The organism is Paenibacillus algorifonticola, from assembly GCF_050481745.1.
GTDB lineage: Bacteria > Bacillota > Bacilli > Paenibacillales > Paenibacillaceae > Pristimantibacillus > Pristimantibacillus algorifonticola_A.
The window spans coordinates 87,490-109,111 of the sequence record NZ_JBCNGR010000017.1 but is presented as its reverse complement, the minus strand read 5'-3'; the positions used below and the strand labels follow the sequence as shown (position 1 = coordinate 109,111).

The window sequence follows — 21,622 nt, the reverse complement described above, 5'->3', positions numbered from 1 at the left end:
TTTATGATTTTTACATAATTATGCTTGTACATTTCCGTTTCATAGCTCCCTCGCGTCGTTTTTTCACGCATGCTTCAGAACACTTCGGCCATACTAAAGCTGGGGTTACCCGCAGTCAGGAGGTGAAGCGCCGTGGAAAACAACACTCATAAAGGCAATTACAAAGGCACAACGAAGATGCATGCGAAAAATCAGGACATGGCATTCGTAAACGATAACATTAAGGATACGAAATCCGTATCCAACTTCACAGACAAGAAGGAAAAAACCGACTAACCATCCCTAAACCCCTCTTTTCTTCCAGTAAAAAAAGCATACGGAAGAGCCTCCAGCCACTTAACTGCCTGGCCGAAGGCTCTTCCGTTGTTCATTGCCGCCCTTAGGCTATGCCTCGAATTGCTGAGCAAGGGATAGCCTTTTAGCCCTTAGTTGCGAATCGGCGCTTCCTTCAAATCCGCTCGCGTCTGCAGGTAGCGGAAAAATGCCGTCGCTGCCTCTGCTCGCGTCACTTTACGCTCCGGAAGGAAGCTACCGTCCGACAGTGACATAATGTTCAGGCCGACCACGATGGCCGCCTGGCCTTTTTTCTCTGTTTTGTCCGCATCCTTAAAATTAATATTAAACAGCTGGTCATAATCCGCCAGCGTATTGTAGCCCAATGCCCGCACGATCAGCTCGGCCATTTCCTCACGGTCTACCTCGCCCGCCGGATTAAAGGTGCCATCGCCAATATCAATGAGGTTTTGCTCAAGCGCGCTCTGGACATAAACATAATAACCTGACCCCGCTGCCACATCATTAAAAGCCGCGCTTGCTGATTCAGCATTCGCCATCACTTTCGGACCACGCCCGCTGTTCATGGCAAGCACGAGCATTTTAATCAATTCACCGCGTGTCACAATCGCATTAGGACGAACCTTGCCATCCTTCACATCCAGCGCCTTGTAGGCAACCATCAGCTCTAACTGACGCTGTGCCCAGTGGCCTTCTACATCTAGCGCTTTAGGCTTCTCGAGCGCCGTAACCTCTCCACTTTCGCGATTCCGCCATTGCCCGCTTTTGGCATCCAGAAACACAGATTCATCAATGGCAGCCGGAACAAGACGGTAGACCAGCTTCACATCCGTCTTGCTGTCCACTTGTTCAGAATCCAGTTCACCAGCAGCCAGCATTAGGTTATATTTATCAATAGGAATAGGCTGGCCTTGCAGGGAATATTCCCGCTCTACATAATAAGTCAGCTCTGTACGATAGTAGGTGAGCCACTTTTCAATCGCTTCTGATTTCTCAATGACCTTCGGCGCTTCCGCAGGATAGTTGAAGGAAGCAAGCTGGGCGTCATACATCGTCACTTCATTTGTCCGGGCATCTACATTGACATTGACCCGATCATAGGACACGGTTGCTCCCTGAATTTTGCGAACAAAAGAAACGTAATAGGAATTAATCGTTCCGGCAGGCGCCTCGCTGTACTTCGTCGGATCGGGCTTTACAACGTACAGCTGGGCTGCTGCCCAAGGAAGCTGCTTTTTCACCATATCTGTTGCGATTTTCTCCGCCTGCTCGTAGGTCAGGGAAGGCTTCACCGAGGTATCCCCGCCATCGTAGGCATAGGCATAATAGCTCCGAATAATACCAGTCTTGCTATCCACGGTCGCCGATACAGAGCCCGTCTCTCTGGCTCCGCTTTTCGTCGTCCAATTGAGATTCCAATACGATTCGTTATGACCTGTTGTATCGTCGCTGTACTCATTGTAGCTCGTATTAGAAAGCACAGCGCCTGTTGGCAGCTTGAAAGCAGACTCTACGAGTGCAACTGCCTGTTTATCCGTCAAATTGCCCACTTTCAGCGCTTCGCCGAGCGCTTCCGGCGCAATTGGCGTTTCAGATACGCTGCTTTTCTGATCGTATAACTTTTTAATAAGCGAGCCGTCTAGAGCATTCACTGCCAGGCCGCCCATCTCATAGCTAAGCAGAGGGGTGCGCTGCCCCTCTGGACTATACGGCACAATATATTGCAGCTCTGGCTGGGAAAGCTCACGAAGCTTCGCATTGGCCTGGGCTAGCGTAATGCGCGAGTCTGCTTTTGGAAACTGCAGCGTGTCGTCCCATTGCAATTTATAATTGGTAATATGGCCTTCACTGTCCACATCGAGTTCAATATAGTTGTCTACATAAGGAATGTCGTTAACGATTCGGTCATAGCGGATTTTATGAACAACCTCACCTGTCAGTGGGGGAAGCACCTGTGCTCCGTATTCGGGATTGTAGCGCACCTGCCCTACATAATCTGCTGCAATTTGCTTCATGAAGGAGACAGCAATATCTTGGGCTGCCGAACGCTCTACCTTGAGCGGATACGTTGGCTTGGAGCTAGGATTGTCTATATAGGAACTAAAGGACAGCAACTGGCCGCCGTCAGCATCAATTTGAACATAAATGCTGCCCTTATGCTTGCCGTTTACTTTCTTGACGAAATCAAGCCCCCATACATTACGTTTGCCCTGTGCCAGCACACTGACAGCTAAAGACGCGCCCTGCAGCGTATATTCCTTCGGAATGCTCACTCGCTCGCGCGCCAGCTTCTCTGCCTTATCCTTCGAAACCGATACATTCACCGCAGAATCCATTGAACCCTCCCCGGAAATACTGTCTGCCAAAGTAGTCTGGCGATCAATCGTCACCTTCGCTCCGTTTGCAAAAGCGGCGGTAGGCACACTGCTTGTTATCGCAACTAGCGCAACAAATGCAATCAACCGTTGTTTGCTTCCCATCTCCTGCTTCCCCCTCCAATACATTCCTGAATATCCTATAGACGCCCAAGCTTTGAGGGAAGTTGCGTCATTTTGAAGAATAATTTGCCCAAGCGTAAGCGGAGCTGCCAACCTTTCGTTCCCCTATACAAAAAAAGAAGCCGCACACCGATGAACCATCGGCGATGCAGCTTCCCTTCATTGAATCAATGTGCGACCAAAGGTCTTACAGTTGATTGCTGATTTTTGCTTTCAAAGCATCTTTGCTTTGCAGACCTACCATTTTGTCAACGGGCTGTCCGTCTTTGAACAAAATAAGGGTTGGAATGCTCATTACGCCGAATTGCGAAGCCAGTTCAGGCTCTTCATCGACATTGATTTTTGCAATTGTAGCTTGGCCTGCAAGCTCAGTTGCCAATTCTTCAACGATTGGAAGCTGCATTTTGCAAGGTCCGCACCAAGGTGCCCAGAAATCCACCAGAGATACGCCGCTCTCTACGTTAGATGAAAAGTTGTCTTTCGTTAATGCTACTGCCATTTCAATCATCCTCTCCAGTTGTGTATGCTAAGGGAATACCCCTCACACCGTCTTTATAATCAGCCGCCTATTCACACGCATGAATCTGGCCAAGCACATCCTGAATGGTCGTGTGACTGAAATGCGATTCCAGTTGCTTCTCTGCCTCACAAAAAATCCGGAACATCACCTGGTTCATATTGGAGCCGACGACGCACTCCATGCCCGGATCGCCCGAGCACCAGCTTGGAATAAGCGAACCTTGCGCCATCACTCGGTAAACATCGGCAAGTGTTACTACACTCGGATCAATCGTCAGCCGATAGCCGCCTCCCGATCCTTCGCGCGTATCCACATAACCGCTGCGGCGCAAGCCGCTCATCACCTTGCGAACGCGGGCTGAATGAGTGCCTACGTTGATGGCAATCATTTCGCTGCTCGCCATGTTTTCCGGCAAATGAGCTAAATATACAAGACTGTGTACGGCAATTGTAAATTCGCTGTTCAATGTGAACGGCCTCCCTGTTTAGTACTGTAATTTTATCAATTACAGTTCAAACTGTCAATAGTCCGTTCCCTCTAATATTCAACATTAGGATGCGATGACTCTTCATCTATTATGCACGAGCCAACCAAGCTACCTTTAAAAATTGAAATTCATCGGGTTGGAGCCATAGCGACGGCCTTCATTTAGCCCATCAATCGCCGCAACCTCCGCTTCCGTCAATTCAAAATCAAACACATCGCCATTTTCGATAATACGTTCTTTTCGAACGGATTTCGGAATCGTAATGACGCCTTTTTGCAGATCCCAGCGGATGACGACTTGCGCCGGGCTTTTGCCGTATTTGCCAGCCAGCTCCTGAAGCAGCGGCACATCTAAATTCCCTTGCATGAGCGGGCTCCAAGCCTCAAGCTGGATGCCCTGCTCGCGGCAGAAGCTTTGCAGCTCCGGCTGTGTCAGCAGCGGATGGAACTCCACCTGATTAACCATCGGCTTAATTTCGCAGCCTGGCAGCAGTTCGTCGAAATGCGGCAGCAGAAAATTGCTCACGCCAATCGCCCGAACGTAACCATCCTTATAAAGCTTTTCCAGCGCGCGATACGTTTCCGTAAACTTGCCCGTCACCGGCCAATGCACTAAATACAAATCTATGATATCCAGCCCTAGACGCTTGCGGCTAGCTTCGAATGCTTGCAGTGTCGACTCATAGCCTTGGTCCCGGTTCCATACCTTCGTCGTAATGAACAGCTCGTCCCTTGCAACCCCACTCTCGGCAATTGCACGGCCTACACCCGTTTCATTGTTGTAAGCGCTTGCCGTATCGATGCTGCGATACCCAGCTTCTATGGCGTAACGCACAGCGTGCTCAACCTCATCGCCTTCTTTCGACAAGTATACGCCAAGCCCCAGACGCGGCATTTGCACCCCGTTATTCAGCGTCGTTACTTCCGTGCTTATTGCAGCTTTAGTCATCTTTGTTCCTCCTGTTCTTTTTGAAAATATAAGCATTTATAAGTTTCACACCTATAAATACGCTTATATTTCTCGGACTGAAACGAGCCGCGCCGCGCCGCGCCGCAAAAGGACGGCGACAGCCGTTTCACCTTGAGAAAAGTGATGAACGATTGCAGTAAAACTATTTTCCACAAAATAGTAACAACAAAAGACGGGTGGGTCAACCTATTCCTGTGACTGAAGGGATGATAATGTCTCTAGCCTGTCGCAACGTGATATAATAGATATTAACGTATCGAACGGAGTTGATTATTGATGGCGGAATTGCTTAATCCTCGAAATGACTTCTTGTTTAAACGCATTTTTGGTAGCGAAGAGAACCGGGATGTATTGCTTGCCTTCCTCAACCGGACCTTTACAGAAGCAGGGAAGCCACCATTAACGGAAATCACTCTTCTCAATCCCTATACAGAAAAAGATGCTCCACGAGACAAACAATCGATCTTGGATATTCGGGGCAAAACTGCCGAAGGTGAATTAATTAATGTTGAAATGCAGCTGTTCAATAAATATTCTTAATTACTCATTTTTGCCTAACGAACAGTATCATAACGTGTTTCATCTTCGAGAAGATCGCAGTGGCATTTCCCTAATCGATGATATAGAACTGCATTTTTTAGAATTGCCTAAGCTAGATGACCTCGCAGTACCTGTTGAAAATGGAGGATTGGTCAATTGGCTGCTGTTTCTAAAGAGTACGAATAAATCCAATTGGGAGGTGCTCACCATGAATGATCCTGTATTAAAGAAAGCTATGAATACACTTGAGTTTCTTAGTCAGGATACAGAAGCGCGCCGGTTGTATGAGGATAGGCAAAAGTATTTGCATGATGAGGCTTCCATGATTGAAGGTGCTTTAGCAGAAGGGGAAGCCCGCGGCGAGCGAAAAAAAGCAATCGAAATCGCTTCCGAGCTTATAGCTCTTGGAGTTGAAGCGCATATTATTGCTAAAGCATCCGGTCTTACTGAGTCAGAAATCTTAAACATGAAACAAAAACGCCACGAACGCTAATTTTACGATTACCAAAAAAAAGCGGCATGCCCATCCAAATAAGTGGTGGGGCTTGCCGCTCTTTCATTTAAAACTATTACTTCGTAATTAACCCTTATTCGCCCCGCCAAAGCTAAAGCCTTGGGACATAAAGCGTTGGCCGAACACATAAAGCGCGACCGCAGGGATCGTGTAAATGATCGAGAAGGCGGCCAGCTTGCCGTATTGCACGATGCCATTTTGCCCAAAATACTGGTAAATGGTAACGGCAGCAGGAAGCTTCTGTGGGCTTTGCAGCAAAATAAATGGAACGAGGAAGTTCCCCCAGCTGCCAGCAAAAGCGAAAATGCCTACTGTGAAAATACCTGGCAGCATCAGTGGTGCAACGACTAGACGAAGCGTCGTCCAGATGGACGCGCCGTCCACCCAAGCAGCCTCCTCCAGCTCCAAAGGCACGGAATCCATGAAGTTTTTCATCATCCAGATGGAATATGGCAGCGCGGAGGCGGCCAAGAACAAAATGGTGAAAAACAAGGAATCCTGAATTTGCATATACAGGAAAAATTGATAAACCGGAACCATAACCGCCGTAATCGGCAAGCCTGTTGCGAACAGGATGACATACATAAACGGGCGTTTATACCGCAGCTGATAACGTGACAGCGGGTAAGAAGCCAGCCCTGCCGCCGCTACAACAAGCAGTGCTTGTCCAAGCGCCAGCAGCAAGCCATTGCCGAAAGAGCGCTGATTGTCAGAGCTCGCTAGCGTAGACGTATAATTGCTTAGCGTTACCTCATCAGGCACCTTCAAAGCAAGGGTTGCCGCTCCATCGAATGAAGCCAATACGAGCCATAACATAGGAAGCAGGAACAATAAAGCGATAAAACTCAAAATAATATAAGGAAGCACCCGGCCGACCATAAACCGATTCATTCTGGGGCGCTTGCGTACGTTGCTGCTCATTCTCGCGTCCTCCTTTTAATAAACCATTATCCAAGCTTTGCGCATGGCTTACAGCTTCACTTTTAGAAGCTTCATATACAACAGACTGGCAACAATACCGATCAACAGCAGAACAAGCGAAATAGCTGTGCCGTAGCCAAGCTGATAGTTGACGAAGGCCTGATGATACATATAAATCGGGAGCGTTTCCGTTGCATTTCCCGGACCGCCACCTGTCAACGCATAAATAAGCGTGAAGGAGCCTAATGTTTGAAGCGTTACGAGTACCATATTCGTTACAACAGAACCGCTGATCATTGGAATGGTAATGCGGATAAGTCTTTGCCAAGCCGAAGCGCCATCGATCATTGCCGCTTCCTCAACCTCTTTAGGCACGTCGCCCAGTGCAGCCTGGAATACCATCATCGAGAAGGCTGTTCCATGCCATACGTTTGCAATAATAACGGATACCATCGGGAATGTGTAGAGCCAAGCAATAGGCTCAAAGCCAATGCCTTGAATGAATGCATTAGCCGTTCCCGTATCATTCAGAAAAGCAAACCATACAAATGCGCATACCACTTCCGGCGCGACCCAGCCCGAAATAACGATGGAGCCGACAACACTGCGGAATACGCGGTTTCTGCCATTCATTAGAAAGGCAATAAGAAAGCCCATAACCTGCTGGCCAATAACGGCCGAGAAAATGAGGAAGAGGATGGTATTGCCTACAGAAGTGCGGAATGTCGCATCCTGAAACATATTCGTGAAGTTTTGGAACCCGACAAACTGCGTATTCGCTGCTGCGGCCCCTGTCAAAGCCATATTCGTAAACGCGAAATAAAAAGTTAATACTGCCGGCACGAAGAAAAAGAGTAAAAGCAGCAGCCAGCTAGGCGATAAGAATAGCGCTGCCCTCCACTGTTCACTGCCGTTCCCTTTCCTTTTCGCTTTGGGAAATCGCGAGTTTATCGCTTCCATCTGGTATCCTCCTGACTGAATTTGAAAAAGACAAGCCGATTGTCATTAAGCAACAATCGGCTTCCCAGCTGTGTGCTACTTCGCCGCTACTTTATCAGCGCCGACTGTTCTTTCTACGCTTTTTGCATATTCTTTCATGGCAGCTTCAGGCGCAAGAGATCCCGATGCCACTTTTTCAACCATTTCTTGAATGGAAGTCGATACTGCCGGGTAATTCGCATTAGTAGGACGAACATGCGTGTACGTAATAAATTCAGCAGCTACGCCATACAGCGTGCCAGGCTGGCCCGTGTATTCAGTATCAGCCGCAACGTCGGTACGAGGCGTTAGAGCGCCGTCCAGCATAGCGAACTCTTTGTTATGCTGTTCATTAGTTGCCATTTTAATAAATTCAAAGCCTAGCTCTTTTTCAGTGGATTTCGCGCCAACGCTAAGCGTCCAGCCGCCAGACATCGAAGTGAAGCCAGGCTCTTGACCTTTCTCTGTCGGCATTTTCACGTAGCCATATACATCAAGCGCTTCCGGCCACGGCTTGCTGCCGCTTGCCGACCAGTTGCCAGTCAACCAGTTGCCGTTCAGAACGATTGCGACCTTCTGATTCGGCATCAGATCTGTCTCCAATACTTGACCTGCTTGTGCAGTCAGTACTTGCGACATTTTTGGACCCATGCCCTCGGAGTAGATGGAGTGAATGAAATTCAGCGAGCTCAAAATGCCCGGGCTTTGCGTCACCCACTTGCCATCTTCATAAAGTGTGTCGTCTGTTCCATAAAGCAGCATTTCGAACGTTTGCATCGTCGTTGCTTCTTGGCCTGCTTTACCAGAGTTCATCCAGAAAGGAATGATGTCTGGCAGCTTGGATTTAATGGTGCGGGAAGCGCTTAGCACATCATCCCAGCTCTTAGGCTCCCAAGGCACAGGCAGACCTGCTTTCTTGAACAGCTCTTTGTTGTAATACAAGCCGCGAACGTCAGTGGAGAAAGGTACGCCATAAACTTTGCTGTCCGTAGCTGTTACAGCCGCTTTAATACCTTCGTTGAATTTGCCCCAATCTTCCCATGAATCCACAGCAAGCGGCTCAAGGTAGCCGGCCTCGCTGTCGGCATTAATCATGAAGGAATCTTCAGCAAGCACCTCTGGCGCCGTTTTCCCATCCATCATCAGCAGCGGAATTTTTGTTGCATATTGCGAGCCTTCAATCGGTTGCAGCTCGACAGTAACGCCAGGGTTCGCTTTTTCAAAATCCGCCTTCACGCTAGTCAGCCACTTGCCCCAATTGTCCGTCTCATTCCATTTGCCATATGCGACTTTAACGGTCTTTGTCGCGCCTGCTGCGGAAGTTGCTTCTGCGCCCTCCGAGCCATTTGTGCCTGCATTTCCTGAACATGCTGCTGTGAAAACAGTTAATGCTGCAACCGTACCTGCCAGAATTGTTTTTTTACCTGCCATCTTGATCGCTCCCCTTATTGTCCGTCTGTTACGCTTATTATTTGTTCCTATATTGAACGAGCATTCATGCTCGATGGAACCTTAAAGCCGCAATACGTCAAAATCAATTCGCTAAACAAGGCATTAGCCCAAGAAAACCATTCACGCGTATACTCGCTTGGATCATCTTTATGAAAGCCTTCATGCAGAAAATCCGTTCCGGCATCCGTGCTCTCCAGCACGTTCAGCAGTCGTTCAACCTCTGCCTCATCTTGTGAAGTCAGCGCTTGCATAGCCAGCGAAATGTGCCAAATATAGTTTTCCGGGGTATGAGGGCTGCCAATTCCTTGCGCCGCCGTACCTGTGAAATAATAAGGATTATCCTGGCTCAGCACGAAGCGTCTAGTATTCAAATATATCGGATCATCCAGCTTGCAGCAGCCGAGGTAAGGCAGGGACAGCAAGCTTGGCACATTCGCATCATCCATCAGATTGTAGCCGCCAAGACCGTCTGTTTCGTAAGCAAAAATTTTGCCGAACTGCTCATGCTCGACCGTTGCATACTCTTCGATACCGGACTGTATTTCCTGACGAAGAGCAATCGCCTGCTTCGCCAGCTCTTGATTGCCAAGCACTTCAACCGCCATTTCCGCCATATAATCCAGCACAACGACTGCAAACATGTTGGAAGGAATGAGGTAGCCGTAGTCGCAAGCATCGTCGCTTGGACGAAAGCCCGACCAGGTCATGCCCGTCACTGCGCTTGGCGTGCCTTTGCCTTCATTAAGCAGCGTGTCCGAAGGCGGACAATCCGTTCTTTGGAAACGGTAGCTCGACTGCCCATCGTGGTTCTGCTCCGTTCTCCACACCCGCAAAATACTGAAGCAGGCTTCACTGAATGCCTCATCCAAATGCGCCGTAGTTCCCGTTGTCTTCCACAGAAGATAAGCTAGCTGGATCGGATAGCAGAGCGAGTCAATTTCATATTTGCGCTCCCATAGCCAAGGCGTCATTTCCGTTAAATCGTTCTGATGCCCTTTGCTGTTGGCATGCTCATTAAACGCATTCGCATAAGGGTCCTGCAATATATGTTGAATTTGCCGTTTGACAACGCCTTCAATTAATCGCGCCATCTCTGCATCTTCATTCGCCAAGATCAAGTATGGACGAACCTGAGCTGCTGAATCCCGCAGCCACATCGCTGGGATATCACCCGTAATGACGAAAATAGCACCGTCAGGCTGAGGCTTCAACGTCGTCGTTAACGTATTGGAGAAACAGTTTGCAAACATCCGGGCCAGCTTCGTACGCGAACCGAGCTTCCCTTCTACTTCCTGGATTAACGACTGCACCGATGTCGGCAGCGTTTCCATTACTTCAGTCATTTCAAGCATCCCTTTCTATATAAGCGCTTTCAAGTGGTTTATGTACCGATATTAATCTATATTTCATGTCATGTCAATATACTATGTTATATTATTTAAAAACAAATAGCATACTAATCATTTTATTAGATGCACTTCCGGTTCAAGCCCCTGAAACATAACGATATATAGCAGAAAGCCCTTGCTGTCTTGGTTGACAGAAGGGCTTTGTTCATCAGGATACTAGTGTTCAGTTTCTCACATTAGCCTTAAAATATGCAAAGCACGTAGTACAACGTGCCCAGCAGCCCGTTGCCTATTGGGGTGCTGGCCCCGTCGATTTGCCAGCTACAAGCTTGACTTGCAGCGATATTTTGCTAGGAAGTGTGGCACCTTTAATCAGCTCCAGAACATTATTGACGGCGAGGCGGCCAATCTCTTTCTCATTCTGCTCCAAGTGCGTGAACGGATACAGCGCCGATGTGCTCTGCGGGCTATCAAAGCAAATAATCGAAATTTGCTGTGGAATTTGCAGGCCCAGCTTTTCCACCGCTTCCTTCGCTATGAGCGCCAGCTCATACTCCATTGCAAACAAGGCGGTAATCCGTGGATGCTCGCGCAGCATCTGCTGAATGATTTTCACATATTTATCGATGAGGTGGCTGCTGGAATTGTCATTGGACGTCCAGTTCATATCGGTAAGCCAGGATGAGCGATCCAGCAAAATACCGGCTTCGGCATGCGCCTGCACAAACCCCTCTATCCGTTCCTCAATCGCTACATTATCCGTCACCCGTGAAGCAAGCAGTCCAATATGGCGATGGCCGTGGCTAAACAAATGCTGTACACCCATTCGCGTCGCTTCCACATTGTCCGAGCTGATTGCCGTTGTGTCCGTCCATTTTAAATAGCGGTCAACCAGCACATGGGGGAATTTATCGATGACCAGCTTCAAAATTTCCGGGCTGAAGTTTTGGCCGCGCGTCGGATAAATAATCAGGCCATCTACCCCGTATTGGCGCAGCATCTGAATGGCCTTCTCTTCCACATCGGGCTGGGAAAAAGAGATGCGCAGCATCAAGTAAACGCCGAGCGCCTGTGCCGTCCGTTCCATCTCCGACAGCATTTCCTTGCCATAGCTGTCGCTGAAATCCTCCATAATGAGCCCTAATACAATTTGCTGTGTGCGCACAGCAGCAGCCGCTGGATCTAGAGCAGGAGGAGCTTCCACCTGTTCCTGAACAGCATGCTCGATAACGAAAGAGCCGCGTCCCGGCTGACGCATGATATAGCCGTCCTGAACGAGCATATCCAGTGCTTTCTTGGAGGTAATCCGGCTGACTGAAAATTCCTCCATCAGCTCCTTCTCCGAAGGGATGCGGTCACCGACCGTATAATCTCCGATTTGAATCTTTTCGCGCAGCATCAGATACATTTGTTCATATCTAGGCTTTAAAGCGTTCATGCCTTCCATTATACATTCACCTTCAGCATCTATTTGGTCGTACTGGGACGATGTCGTAATTATACATATCCACCTAGTATACTATGTCATGTCATTTCTGGAAAGCTTATAATGCCGCTTTCGGCAAATGCAAGCTTATCCTTCAGCCCTTTGAATAAATCTGTCATGGCAGCGGGAGGACCCGGAATATATATAGCTTGAACGGATAATCTGTGCAGAACTCGGAGGTGCATAGGATGGGGCTGCTGTGGCGGCGGTGGGTTGCCATCAGAACCGAAAGCGGTTCTAGGGCGGATATCATTGACCGATTGGAGGCTCATTTGAAGGCAAGCGGCATTAAGGCGAAAATTACACTGGAAGGCAATTTGAAACGGCTTCATGTACTTAAGAAGGACGTTGAAGCCGCTCAGCAACAGTTGGACGCTTTCGACTCCGAACCTTAAGCACAGGCGCGGGCCGGGCACGCATCATCTATTCGTCTGCCCGGCCGCGCACAGTTATCTGGATGAAGCACGCACCCAGCGATAGCCTTTGCGCACACCATTCATGACCCACTCAGGCACGGGCATGGAATGCTTGGATAGAAACGGCATGTAAATCCGGTTGTACGCTTTTTTCAAATCATCCCACATCATGCAAGGCTCTTCTTTAAGAAAATCGGATACGTCCACGACAAGGCCGCGATCATCATTAGATACCATTACATTTTTGCCATGAACATCATGTGGAAACAGTCCCTGTTCACGAGCGTAATCCAAAGCTGCATCAATTTCCGCAATGATGCGATCCTCGATGATCACACCCTCAAGCACACACTTGTATAGTGTCTTCCCTTCAAGCCTGCGCAGCATTAAATATTCCAGATCGTTGCTTTTGGATGCATGGTAGCAAGTGGAATAGGCGGGATGGTTGCCCAAACGGCGATAAACCTCCCTTTCCGCTTCCCAGCCTTCCCTGCCCGGCGCATACACCTTCACGGCTATATCCTGCGCATCCCGATGAACGAATACGCCAGCATAATTTCCCGCCCCAAGCAGCTCCCAGCCTTCTGGCAATACATCCACTTGAACGGGCTCGCCATGGTTAATGCTGCGGAGCTTCACGCCTTCAAGCAGCGTCCGTTCGGTCATCTCAATCCATTTCTCCAGCCGTTTCTCTTCCATACCTTGTGCCTGCCTCTCTCACCTTGTCTATACTCTATTCTATTATTTTAAATCGGAAACGGCGAAAAGAAAAGAAGAGCGACATAGGATCGCTCTCCTTCTTTAGGTTTATGGTCTACTATAATCCATATCGCCAATATTAACCTACCAGCTTGAGGCCAATGACGCTTCCAATAATCATGAGGACAAAGAAGATTTTACGCCAATCGCGTGATTCTCCGAAAAAAATCATCCCCAGGATGACGCTGCCGACCGAGCCGATTCCCGTCCAAATGCCGTATGCGGTACTGATCGGAATGTCTTGAAGCGACCGCGACAGAAAGTAGAAGCTGATGAAGCCGAAAATAATGGCTCCAACCGTCCCTCTCCACCTTTTAAAGCCATCCGACAGCTTCATGAATGTCACGCCGCCGACCTCACCCAGGCCGGAAATAATAAGAAAAATCCATGCCATTTTATTTTCCGCCCCTTCCCTGCACGACCGGTGCTGATTTCAGCGCTTCCGGCGCCAATCCATCAGATGCCTGCTCCTGCTTTGGCTTTTCGCTGGATACGAGCTTAAGCCCGATAATGCCAATGATCAGCGTGCCGACCAGCAGCAGGCGTTTAATATCCGCAGACTCACCTAATACCAAAATGCCGAACACGACCGTACCAGCTGTACCAATTCCGGTAAATACCGCGTAAGCTGTGCCAATTTCCAGCAATTGCATCGAACGGGCGAACAGCACAAAGCTAATAATAATTAAAATGACTGTAACAACGCTTATTAGCGGGTCTGTAAATCCTTTCGAATATTTAAGACCGAAGGTCCAGAATACCTCAAATATGCCCCCGAATATGACATAAAGCCAAGCTTTCATATTAATCTCCCCCTGTGTTAACTTGCAATGAAGCCAAGATGACTAAGCTGTCGTCCAGTATTTCTCCAGCATTTCCCATATGATCTGCTTGCGCGAGCTGAATACCGATTGTTCATAAATCTGATTCGCCACGAGCAAACCATCCAGCAGCGTATAAAACACCGCAATCATATTCTCCACATCCTGCTTAGGAAAAATGCCTGCCTGCTGCCCCTCCAAAAATAATGCGCCCACACTAACGTCCACTCGCTGCTCATGCTCCAAAAAATCGGCGCGGAACTGCTGCTGCAAATGCTTGGGCGGCATTAGCATCATCCGTTTCAGAAACCATTGGCCGACCGTCAAATGCGGGAAGTCCGTGAAAAAATCGTACACCTCGCGCAGCCGCTCCAAAATAGGCCTGCCTTGCGATTGCTGCATAAGCTCCTCAAATTTCATGCCCTCTTCGGCAATAACATCCGCGCAAAGCTCTAAAAAAAGCTGCTCCTTCGACTTAAAATGAGCATAGATAGATGGCGTCTTAATCTGAACCGCCTTGGCGATATCGGACATCGACGTTCCTTCGTAGCCAAATTCAGTAAAGATCGTCAAGGCAGCATGCTTAAGACGCTCTGCCGTTGCTTTCGATGCTGGCACTTGTATGGTGTCCTTTTTCATAGCCTCATTCACCTTTCGGCAATTATTCTTTTCACCTAACGAACGTTAGTTAGTCTTAAGGTATTGTATGATGCCTTTATCCAAAAGTCAAGACTGGAGGCTTTAGAAGCAGCAAATTGTCCCCGCTCCTCCTTCCATCCTGTACACACAATTGCGGCGGCGTTTACCTTTATATACAAAAAAGCCCCCGTGCCGCTTGGAAGCAGCAGGGAGGACTTCTTTATTCCTATATTCCAATATTCCTATAGCGAGGCGTTTGTTTCCCTCGTCAATCTTATAGTTTTGCTACGCTCACTGCGATTTTTTCCATTTGCGCCTGAGTCAGCACTTTGTCAGGGGAGCTGATGGTGATTGTACGGTCATCGAGCTGGAAGCTAAGCAGTGGCAGATCGCTCGGCGTATACCATTTTGCTTTTACCCCGTTCGATAACACGACCTCCTTGCTTTCATAACCGTCCGAGTAGTCTCTTGGCGATACATTGACGTTCATATGGTTGAAAATCACACTAACCCCGTCGCCCCCAGCAAACGATTTGACAAAAGCATCTCCGGCTGCCATCTGCTTAGGTGCATATGCCGTTTCGAAGCCGTCAAATGCAGCAAATTCCTTCTTAATGAGTTTGATTTGCGCATCGCTGTATTTGACCTCCACATACTGCTCGGATGCTTGCTGCCCTTTGCCAATCAGCACCTGATTGTTTTTTGAATCATATTGAATTGGCGTGTTGAGCGCTCCCGCGAGCGAGCGGACAGGCAGATACATTTTATCCTGATACATAATTGGCGAAAGCTTATGGCCGTTCTCATCTTTAAGGGTATAAGCAGCCCCATCGACCTTGACACTAATATTGCCGTTCAAATAGGCTGAAATTTTTTGGAGGCTCGCTCCAGCATATACGCCTGCTGCTCCCGTCAATGTCATTCCGACAACTACCATCGATACGATTCCTTTTTTCATGTTGTTTTTCATTTTTATAATCTCCTTTTGAATACTCCGTTTTTTTGTTTTATCTCTATTTTTATAATTTCAATTATTGGACGCTCTAGCTGGGCGCTACTGCTGTCCCTCCTCGTTTGCCGCTGCTGCATCCTCCCTGATGAATACAGTATATAAAGCGGATATCTCAAGACTGCGTCCAGCTTGTATCCAACTTGTAAATAATATTCCCCCACTACAGCGCGTCTGAAAACTTTAGCAGGCAGCAAAAAACAACAGGGATTCATTACGACATTTTAGCGTCGTGAATCCCTGCTGTTTTTATTTTTCATTTATAAAATCAACCGTTCCCCCGGACTCAGCGAATAGATGCCCTCATAGCCCTCATCCCTTAATACTTCAAGCAGCTCGTCCGTTCTTGGCTTAACCGCATGTGCTAGCACAGTGGTGCGGCTGGGCACCCGCTCCAGCATCTGGCGGACATCCGGCAGGCCCTGATGCACCTTATAGCGGATATGCTGCACGGGTAATGGGAAGCGCGTCAGGATACTCCCACTGCCGTTACTGCCATCGCTGCCCTGGCTGCTCCGCAATGCCATTTCGCCAAATGAGCCTGCAGCGAGATGTCCGGTTAGCAATATGGCATGGTGGGCGGCAACCGAAAGCTGCTGGTAGTACCACCGCGCAACTTCAGACTGCATCATGCCATCATTCGTAAAAATCAGGACGCTGCCCTTGCGAGCAAGCGCCTTTAGCCGCTCCTCTTCATCTGCGACTATCGTAAGCCTGCCATTCGCCAGCAGCGCCTCCATACGGGCCAGCGCTCCGGCGCCCAGCCATTCCGGCAGCGCAGCCAGCTGGTGGAACGGCTCCATCAGCGCCCGCTCCACAATAAGCTGCGCCTCTGGGAAGCACTCGCTCGCCCATACCAACAGCTCCTGCCCTCTCCCGCTCGTCGGCACCGGATACAGCACCGAGCCCTGCGCCCGCAGCACCTCCTCGGTCGCCCGCTCCAGCTCCGCAAGCCGAACCGCCTGCGAATCCGGATTCGCTCCGTACGCTGCATCGATGATCGCAAGATCCGCGATACATCTTGTCTCTGAAATCGGACGGCGGGCGTCATCCGCCCCTTCTCTACCCTCGCGAATCGATTCTAGCCGCGGCTCATCTGCCGCAAGCAAGCCCGATTCCCCGGTATAATCTCCCGAGAAATACACCAGCTTGCCATGCCAATCTAGCGCCAGCCATACCGCGCCTGGCAAATGCCCGCTGCGCCCCCATTTTATGCGGAGCCCGGAAACCACGCTGCTCCACTCACCTGCGAAGGTATGCTCCTCCAAATAGGCATAGCGGATAGCCGCAATATGCTCGTCCCCATAAGGCAGCTCGGCAGCCTGTGAGCGGGCATAACGATTCCACGCCTGAAAATAACCCGGAAGCTGCTGCGCCGTCACGCGGCTCGTCCATACTTCACCTTCATAACCGTGCTTATAAAGCAGCGGCAGCGCCATGGAATGATCCTCATGCGCATGCGATAAGAATACCGCTTTCAGCTGCGGAATCACTTCTGGGCTAATGAGCGGATATTGTCCGCCGCCTTCTTTTTTTCCGCCGCAATCCAGCAAAATCGCTTCGTCCTTATATTGCAGCAAATAGCTGGAGCGTCCATGTTCGCCCGCCCCACCCCATATGGTCAATTGCATCATCAGCTATTCCACTTTCTGTTGTGAGCTAAAAACATTCATTGCCAGCAGCAGCACGGTTGTGACACCGACCGTAATGACGGCCATCGCCATCCCCATCGACACCTCTCCCTGCTCAAACTGGGCAAAAATATACGTCGCCGACGTTTTCATCGACGGCGGCAGGACGAGCAGCGACGCCACCAGCTCCCGATTGGATATCGTGAACGTCATCATCCAGCCCGCCAGCATGCCGGGCAGCAGCAGCGGCAGCAAAATCCGCCGCAGCACATAAAGCCTGCGTCCGCCAAAAACTTGTCCCGCCTGCAGCAGCATCGGGTCGATTTGCCCATAGCTCGCTTTCACATATTGCACGGTATAAGGCAGGAACAAAATAACATATGTCAGCACGACCATGCCGTACGTATTGTACAGCGGAATCGGCATCCACTTCGCATTCCATAACAAAATCAGTCCTACGACGATGACGATGCCCGGTACTGTATTCGGCAGCAAGCTGAACAGATCGACCAGCTTCTGTCCTGGCGTACGCGAGCGCTGCACCGTCAAGGCAAACCACGTGCCCAGCACGACAGCAATCGTGGAGGCGACAATCGACAGGCCAAAGCTGTTAAGCAGCGCATCCAGACTCGAAGAGCCTGGCGTAAGCAGCTCCACATAATGCTGGAGCGTCAAATTGTCCCATGCGAGGCCTACGCCGCGCAGCTTCAAGAGCGATGCCGTAATAATCGAAAAATACGGAATACCGATAGAGGCAAGGAGCAGTATCCCCATGTACAGCCAGCACAATATCCGGCCCCAGCGGCTCATCGTCGCTGTCTGCTTGATAGCGCCCTTGCCGCCGACTAAACGGTACGAATAGCGGCTGCTAATCGTGCTTTGGATATACCACATCACAAGACAAGCCGCGAGCAGCACCGAAGCAAGGGAAGTCGCCTTGCCAAAATCAATCGGCCAGCTGGAAATATATTTATGGATTTCCGAGGTCATAACGTAAAAACCGATTTTGCGCCCGAAGGTGGCGGGCGTGCCGAACTCGGCAATTGTTTTTACAAAAATGAGCAGGCTGCCCATGACGTAGCTGGACAAGAGCAGCGGCAGAACGATGCGCCGCAAGCGGTACAGAAAGCCGCCGCCATGGACCGCCGCCGCTTCCTCCATGCTGCCGCCGATTTGCAAGAGCGCATTGCGCAGCAGCAAATACAGAAACGGAAATAAATGCAGGCTCATAATCGCCACCATGCCGCCAAAGCTGAAGAAGGCGGGCGTAATGGCCGAGGTGGCCGGAATGAACTGCTCCATGTAGCCATTCGTCTGCATGAACAGCATCCAGCCCATCGACCCGATGTAGGGCGGCGTCATGAAGGGAATAAGCAGAACAATATCCAGCCACTTGTGGCGGCGCAGCGGCGTCTTCGCCATGATCCAAGCCAGCGGGAAAGCAAGCACCGTCGTAGCCGCGATGACGCATAGTCCCAGCCAAATTGAATTGAACAGCACCTCGCTAAGCTCGCTTTGCCTAATGATTTGCAGCGGTGCCAGCAAATCGAGCTTCTGGTCGGTGTATAAGCTTGTGCCGAATACGATCAGCAGCGGCGCGAGCACCAGCATGCCGAGAAGCGCCAGCGCCAGTCCCATGCCGAGCCAAACATAGTTTTTGAATAAAGAGGATTGCATCGTCAGACCACCTGTCTATTGCTTGTATTGCTTGTATTGCTTGTATTGCTTGTGTATTGGCCTTTCCTATTGCTTGCCTATTGCCAGCACCGCCCGATACCTAATGCCTTAGGGCAGCAGATATCAGGCGGCTGGTAATCGATCGCTTTATTTAAACAATTGGGTAAACTTCGTCGTCACGCTGTCGCTATTTTCATTCATCCACTGCCAGTTCACGTTGAAGGTAGGAATTTCGTCCACACTTGCCCGATCCTTCGCTTCCACATCCGAGCGGCCTGGTAGCAAATATGCGCCAGTAACCATTTTCTGAGCATCATCGGACAGCAGATAATCGATAAAAGCTTTGGCATTGTCGGCGTTTTTGGTCGTGCCTACAATAGCAGCCGGACGCGGGCTAATAACGCTGCCCTCTTTTGGATAAACAATATCAACCGGCTCGCCAGCCGCTTTCGCTTTGTACGCCATGTAATCGACGCCGGCAGCTACAACGGATTTCGCTCCTGTAATGACTGGATCAAGCGCCTCTTGATTCGCGCCCGCCATCGCTACGCCGTTTTGCTTGTAGCTGTCGAATAGCGACCAGCCGCTATCGCCCGATGCGCTCAAATAACCGGAAATAAAATCAAGTGCCGAGCCCGACAACGATGGATCAGGAATGTTAACCTTGCCGTTCCACTCCGGCTTAGCCAGATCAGCCCATGATGTTGGTGGCGTCTGTACAAGCTTTGTATTGTACACAATGCCAAGCGCAGAGGCGCTGTAGCTGAAATATTGCCCGTCTTTATCCGACCAGTCGGCAATCAGCTTGTCCGCATTAGCCGCATCCGGATAGCTCATCAAAATACCTTCCTCTTTCAGTCCCTGCATCGCTGGAAGCGACGCCAGCACTAGCACATCTATCGCTGGATTCGATTTTTCCGCTTCCATGCGGGCCAGAATTTTGCCCGTTGTGCCTTGGAACATTTCAACCTTCACGCCAGTCTTCGCTTCAAAGCCTTCCTTTATTTTGTTCGCAAGCCCTTCTGGTCCTGCGCTGTATACGACTACGCTGCCGCTCCGTTTAACCTCCGATTGCTGCGGCTGCTCTGCTGATGTAGAAGCGGCTGGTGCCGAAGGTGACGCAGACGCCTCACTGCTTGCTTGTCCATTGCTTGCTGCTGCTCCACAGCCTGCCAAGCTGACTCCCATAAATACGGTTAAAGCAAGCATCATGCCTTTTTTAGCTAATTTCATTGGTAGGGCCTCCCGATTGTTCTCATTTTTTTATTTGTCAAAACATTTAACCCACTCGTTTAGGACACCACTTCATGCACATGCTCCGGCGAGGCGTAAACCTGCACCTTATCGCCAACGAGCAGCCTTGACGGAGAGTAGGCCGTCCAAGTACCCAGATTCTCCTGCATCTCAAGCTCTACCTCGTAGCGGTCACCCATGTAGCTGGCATGCCGCACCTCCGCCTCGAAGCGATGGTCCTCAGCATCCGCCTCACGAAAGCGCACATGCTCTGGCCGCAGCATCCACTTGTCCTTCATCAGCCAATTCGACTTGCCGATGAATCGGGCGACGAATGGATGCTCCGGGGCGCTGTATATTTGCTCGGGCGTCCCCTGCTGCAAAATTTCGCCGCCTTGCAGCACGACTACCTCATCCGACATGCTCATCGCCTCCGTCTGGTCATGGGTGACGTAAAGCGCCGTCACGCCCGCTTCCTTCACCAGATGGAGCAGCTCCGCCCGCATCTCATCGCGCAGCAGCGCATCCAGTGCGCTGAGCGGCTCGTCGAACAGAACGAGCTGCGGCTTCATAACGATCGCTCTCGCAAACGCGACGCGCTGCTGCTGTCCGCCGGACAGTTGATGCGGATAACGCTTCTCCATACCGCCAAGACGGACGGTCTGGAGCGCGCCTAGCACCGCTTCCTGAAGCCCGGCCTTCATGCCGGCAGCGCGCAGTCCGAAGGCGACATTTTCAAACACCGTCATATGCGGCCAAAGCGCAAAATCTTGAAACACCATTCCGAATTGCCTTTGATGAGCTGGCTTATTGATTCGCTTTACTTTTGAATAGTAGCACTCCCCATTCACATGAATCTCGCCGCCATCCGGCGTTTCAAGTCCTGCGAGCATTCGCAGCAGCGTCGTCTTGCCACAGCCTGAGGGGCCGAGCAGCGTTGTAAAGCTGCCTTTGGCAATCGATAGGCTGGAAGGCCGCAGCGCCTGAACAGCGCCGAAAGACTTTTCCAAATGATTCATTACGATATGTCCCATATGCATTAACCTGCCTGTCTATTAAATGACTGGCGGAGCAGGCAGCCGAGGCTTCCTTATCCGCTAGGCTTTAAGCTTGACCTCAGTATAGCCTCCGACTATTCGTTGTTTATTTGAGCTGTGTAAATGAAAGATTAACTTTTTAGTGGATTTGTTTTAACATTCATCGAATTTTTCTATGCTACTTTTATAAGTAGTGGCAGAAAAGCGGTTACGCTGCATGAAAAACTTGACTTCCGATCGCCATTACCCTTGAATTTTTATTAATAATTTTCCATAGGAAAAAATTCAAGGCTAAAAGCATATGCTTACGATGCTGCTTTCCTACGGAAAGCTTTAAGCGAACGCTACCGCTTCTCCAGTTCAAGCTTTTCATTTCGCTTCTCCTTTCCGCC

At 49.9% G+C, this 21,622-nt stretch carries 21 protein-coding genes and 1 pseudogene; 3 read left to right on the top strand and 19 right to left on the bottom strand.

Annotated features, from left to right (window positions below; genetic code table 11):
• Positions 1-132: 132 nt before the first annotated feature.
• Complete coding sequence (locus ABEW34_RS16755; protein WP_430160313.1) at positions 133-276, top strand: hypothetical protein; 144 nt, start codon at positions 133-135, stop codon at positions 274-276.
• Positions 277-425: 149 nt separating this feature from the next.
• Here the strand turns inward: ABEW34_RS16755 and ABEW34_RS16750 are convergent, their stop codons facing one another.
• The 4 genes from ABEW34_RS16750 to ABEW34_RS16735 all read right to left on the bottom strand — a co-directional run bounded on the left by ABEW34_RS16750 (position 426) and on the right by ABEW34_RS16735 (position 4,747).
• Positions 426-2,774 carry an S-layer homology domain-containing protein gene (locus ABEW34_RS16750; protein WP_430160312.1) on the bottom strand — a complete coding sequence of 783 codons (2,349 nt, stop codon included), beginning with the start codon at positions 2,772-2,774 and terminating at the stop codon, positions 426-428.
• Between the two features lie 205 nt (positions 2,775-2,979).
• Positions 2,980-3,291, bottom strand: coding sequence for a thioredoxin (gene trxA, locus ABEW34_RS16745; protein ID WP_056036730.1), 312 nt, complete (start codon positions 3,289-3,291; stop codon positions 2,980-2,982).
• A gap of 67 nt (positions 3,292-3,358) precedes the next feature.
• A complete protein-coding gene (locus tag ABEW34_RS16740; protein ID WP_430160311.1) occupies positions 3,359-3,778 on the bottom strand; it encodes an RrF2 family transcriptional regulator in 420 nt (139 codons plus the stop codon).
• Positions 3,779-3,913: 135 nt separating this feature from the next.
• A complete protein-coding gene (locus ABEW34_RS16735) occupies positions 3,914-4,747 on the bottom strand; it encodes an aldo/keto reductase (RefSeq protein WP_430160310.1) in 834 nt (277 codons plus the stop codon).
• 297 nt (positions 4,748-5,044) lie between these two features.
• Here ABEW34_RS16735 and ABEW34_RS16730 point away from each other — a divergent pair.
• Positions 5,045-5,801 (top strand): annotated as a pseudogene (locus ABEW34_RS16730) (Rpn family recombination-promoting nuclease/putative transposase).
• 87 nt (positions 5,802-5,888) lie between these two features.
• Here ABEW34_RS16730 and ABEW34_RS16725 read toward each other — a convergent pair.
• From ABEW34_RS16725 to ABEW34_RS16705, 5 genes are all read right to left on the bottom strand, one after another.
• A complete protein-coding gene (locus tag ABEW34_RS16725; protein ID WP_414811837.1) occupies positions 5,889-6,743 on the bottom strand; it encodes a carbohydrate ABC transporter permease in 855 nt (284 codons plus the stop codon).
• Between the two features lie 48 nt (positions 6,744-6,791).
• Positions 6,792-7,703, bottom strand: coding sequence for a carbohydrate ABC transporter permease (locus ABEW34_RS16720; protein WP_430160309.1), 912 nt, complete (start codon positions 7,701-7,703; stop codon positions 6,792-6,794).
• Positions 7,704-7,778: 75 nt separating this feature from the next.
• A complete protein-coding gene (locus ABEW34_RS16715) occupies positions 7,779-9,152 on the bottom strand; it encodes an extracellular solute-binding protein (RefSeq protein WP_430160308.1) in 1,374 nt (457 codons plus the stop codon).
• Positions 9,153-9,199: 47 nt separating this feature from the next.
• A complete protein-coding gene (locus tag ABEW34_RS16710; protein WP_430160307.1) occupies positions 9,200-10,516 on the bottom strand; it encodes a glycoside hydrolase family 125 protein in 1,317 nt (438 codons plus the stop codon).
• Between the two features lie 295 nt (positions 10,517-10,811).
• Positions 10,812-11,969: a GntR family transcriptional regulator gene (locus ABEW34_RS16705; RefSeq protein WP_430160306.1), complete on the bottom strand. Its 1,158-nt coding sequence runs from the start codon at positions 11,967-11,969 to the stop codon at positions 10,812-10,814.
• 227 nt (positions 11,970-12,196) lie between these two features.
• On the opposite strand from ABEW34_RS16705, the gene ABEW34_RS16700 reads away from it, so the two are divergent.
• Positions 12,197-12,403, top strand: a complete 207-nt coding sequence (locus tag ABEW34_RS16700) for a hypothetical protein (RefSeq protein ID WP_056036713.1) — start codon at positions 12,197-12,199, stop codon at positions 12,401-12,403.
• A 54-nt stretch (positions 12,404-12,457) separates the two neighbouring features.
• Here the strand turns inward: ABEW34_RS16700 and ABEW34_RS16695 are convergent, their stop codons facing one another.
• The 10 genes from ABEW34_RS16695 to ABEW34_RS16650 all read right to left on the bottom strand — a co-directional run bounded on the left by ABEW34_RS16695 (position 12,458) and on the right by ABEW34_RS16650 (position 21,603).
• On the bottom strand, positions 12,458-13,123 hold the full coding sequence (locus tag ABEW34_RS16695; protein WP_430160305.1) for a serine/threonine protein kinase: 666 nt from the start codon (positions 13,121-13,123) through the stop codon (positions 12,458-12,460).
• A gap of 139 nt (positions 13,124-13,262) precedes the next feature.
• Entirely contained in the window at positions 13,263-13,577 is a 315-nt protein-coding gene (locus ABEW34_RS16690; RefSeq protein ID WP_341279950.1) for a DMT family transporter, read from the bottom strand.
• 1 nt (position 13,578) lies between these two features.
• Positions 13,579-13,986 carry a DMT family transporter gene (locus tag ABEW34_RS16685; protein ID WP_430160304.1) on the bottom strand — a complete coding sequence of 136 codons (408 nt, stop codon included), beginning with the start codon at positions 13,984-13,986 and terminating at the stop codon, positions 13,579-13,581.
• A gap of 42 nt (positions 13,987-14,028) precedes the next feature.
• The gene (locus tag ABEW34_RS16680; protein ID WP_430160303.1) at positions 14,029-14,643 is read right to left on the bottom strand and encodes a TetR/AcrR family transcriptional regulator; all 615 of its coding nucleotides are present in this window, start codon (positions 14,641-14,643) and stop codon (positions 14,029-14,031) included.
• Between the two features lie 274 nt (positions 14,644-14,917).
• Complete coding sequence (locus ABEW34_RS16675) at positions 14,918-15,613, bottom strand: stalk domain-containing protein (RefSeq protein ID WP_430160302.1); 696 nt, start codon at positions 15,611-15,613, stop codon at positions 14,918-14,920.
• Positions 15,614-15,912: 299 nt separating this feature from the next.
• Positions 15,913-17,286, bottom strand: coding sequence for an MBL fold metallo-hydrolase (locus ABEW34_RS16670; protein ID WP_430160301.1), 1,374 nt, complete (start codon positions 17,284-17,286; stop codon positions 15,913-15,915).
• Positions 17,287-17,289: 3 nt separating this feature from the next.
• The gene (locus ABEW34_RS16665) at positions 17,290-18,960 is read right to left on the bottom strand and encodes an ABC transporter permease (RefSeq protein WP_430160300.1); all 1,671 of its coding nucleotides are present in this window, start codon (positions 18,958-18,960) and stop codon (positions 17,290-17,292) included.
• Positions 18,961-19,107: 147 nt separating this feature from the next.
• Positions 19,108-20,193: an ABC transporter substrate-binding protein gene (locus tag ABEW34_RS16660; RefSeq protein ID WP_430160299.1), complete on the bottom strand. Its 1,086-nt coding sequence runs from the start codon at positions 20,191-20,193 to the stop codon at positions 19,108-19,110.
• Positions 20,194-20,252: 59 nt separating this feature from the next.
• The gene (locus ABEW34_RS16655) at positions 20,253-21,227 is read right to left on the bottom strand and encodes an ABC transporter ATP-binding protein (RefSeq protein ID WP_430160298.1); all 975 of its coding nucleotides are present in this window, start codon (positions 21,225-21,227) and stop codon (positions 20,253-20,255) included.
• Between the two features lie 211 nt (positions 21,228-21,438).
• On the bottom strand, positions 21,439-21,603 hold the full coding sequence (locus ABEW34_RS16650; protein WP_430160297.1) for a hypothetical protein: 165 nt from the start codon (positions 21,601-21,603) through the stop codon (positions 21,439-21,441).
• Positions 21,604-21,622: the final 19 nt, after the last annotated feature.